Below are 2,140 nucleotides of genomic sequence, written 5' to 3' on the forward strand. Positions count from 1 at the left end.
CCGGCTCGGCGGCACCGCGCCGCCCACCCCGCAGCGCACGCCTCGGGACCGTTCGCCGCCGGGCAGCCGTTCCGCGTCCCGCTCCGCGAGCACGGCGCGCAGCGCGGCCGCCGGCGCGTCCTCGCCGCCCTGCGGCTGAACCAGCGCCGCGGCCAGGGGCCCGACCGTCGCGACCCGCACCAGCGCCGCCATCCCACAGCGGGCCAGCAGGGGCACGGCCGTGACTCCGGCGTCCTGCCCGGCGGCGATGGCGAGCACCCGCAGCGGAACGCCCGGGTGCAGCCCGAGCAGCCGCACGGCGCGGGTCCGGTCCTCGATGCTCTCGTGTTCGGAGAGCACCCGTTCGACCAGGGCCGGGTCGGCCGCCCTGGGCGAGGGGCCGGTCAGCCCGGGCCCCACCCGGGCGGCCAGCGCCATCCACTCCAGCACCAGGGCGTCGAACGGCTCGGCGGCGCCGGCCCGTTCGAGCCAGACGCGTCCCGCCGGCCGCAGCTCCACGCTGTCGGAGACCCGCCCGGGCACCCCGGGCAGGGCGACCCCGTCGGGCGCGAACCGCACCCGCCGGCCGTCGGCCAGCTCGAGACCGGCCGGGCAGCTCACCAGCCCGGCCGTCGAACGCACCAGGGTCACCGGATCGACCGTCCCGCCGCCCAACAGCGCCTGGTAGTGCGCGATGACGCGGACGGCGGCGGCCGCGTCGGCGTCCAGGGCGTTCAACCGCCGCAACAGACCCTTCACGATCCGCAGTCTAGAAAGGGCGGAAACATGTCCACCAGAGCCGCGACACCCCCCACCCGCCGCAGCCGGCTCCGCCGGCTCGGCCTCGCCCTGCTGGCCGCCGTACTCCCCACGCTGGCCGCCCTGTTGGTCGCCGCGCCGCCCGCGCAGGCGGCCACCCTCACCGAGATCAGGGACTTCGGCGCGAACCCGAGCAACCTCGGGATGCACCTGTACGTCCCGGACACCGTCCAGGACGAGCCGCCGGTGCTGGTGGCCGTGCACTACTGCACCGGCTCGGGCCCGGCGTTCCACGCCGGCACCCGGTTCGCCTCGCTCGCCGACCAGTACGGCTTCGTCGTGATCTACCCCTCGGCGACCCGCTCCGGGCAGTGCTTCGACGTCTCCTCGCCCCAGGCCCTCACCAGGGACGGCGGCAGCGACCCGGTCGGTATCCGCTCGATGATCAGCTATGTGGAGACCCACCACGACGCCGACCCCGACCGGATCTTCGTCACCGGCGCCTCGTCCGGCGCGATGATGACCAACGTCCTGCTCGGCAACTACCCCGACGTCTTCCAGGCCGGCGCGGCCTTCATGGGCGTTCCCTTCGGCTGCTTCGCGACCAGCGACGGCTCGGAGTGGAACAGCCAGTGCGCCAACGGCCAGATCAGCCGCACCCCGCAGGAGTGGGGCGACATCGCGCGCGCCGCCCACCCCGGCCACACCGGGCCCAGGCCCCGGATGCAGCTGTGGCACGGCACCGAGGACGCCATCCTCCACCACAACAACCTCGGCGAGGAGATCAAGCAGTGGACCAACGTCTTGGGCGTCAGCCAGACCCCGGCGCTCACCGACAGCCCGCAGCCCAACTGGACCAGGACCCGCTACGGCGACGCCGGTGAGCGGGCCCCGGTCGAGGCGATCAGCATCAGCAGCATGGGCCACGACCTGCCCGGCAGCGGGATGGCCGAACGGGCCATCGCCTTCTTCGGGTTGGACGAGCCGACGGGCGACCCCGGCCCCGACCCGGACCCCGACCCGGCGGCCTGCGCCGTGACGGCCACCACCAACGCCTGGAACGCGGGCCTGACCGCCGAGATCACCGTCAGCAACACCGGTGACACGGCGATCGACGACTGGCGCCTCGCGTTCACCCTGCCCGCCGGCCAGGCCATCACCGCCGGCTGGAACGCCCACTACTCCGCCGAGAGCGGCGCCGTCACCGCGACGGGCGTGGCCCACAACGCGACCATCCCGCCGGGCGGCAGCGTCACCTTCGGCTACCAGGCCAGCCACGGCGGCACCCCCGCCGCCCCGACGGGCTTCGCGCTCAACGGGACGGCCTGCGCCTGACGTTCGACGCCGCATCGGTCAACGGCCGCGCCCGCCACGGGGGGTACACCGCCGTGGCGGGCGCGCG

At 75.1% G+C, this 2,140-nt stretch carries 1 protein-coding gene and 1 pseudogene; one reads left to right on the plus strand and one right to left on the minus strand.

The annotated features are described in order from the left end of the window. A pseudogene (locus EBN88_RS29655) lies at positions 1-738 on the minus strand (PucR family transcriptional regulator); the annotation flags it as partial. 27 nt (positions 739-765) lie between these two features. Between EBN88_RS29655 and EBN88_RS29660 the strand changes: the two are divergent. Further along, complete coding sequence (locus EBN88_RS29660) at positions 766-2,073, plus strand: extracellular catalytic domain type 1 short-chain-length polyhydroxyalkanoate depolymerase (protein WP_122400061.1); 1,308 nt, start codon at positions 766-768, stop codon at positions 2,071-2,073. The last annotated feature ends 67 nt before the right edge of the window (positions 2,074-2,140 follow it).

This window comes from Streptomyces triticirhizae, assembly GCF_003696235.1.
GTDB lineage: Bacteria > Actinomycetota > Actinomycetes > Streptomycetales > Streptomycetaceae > Streptomyces > Streptomyces triticirhizae.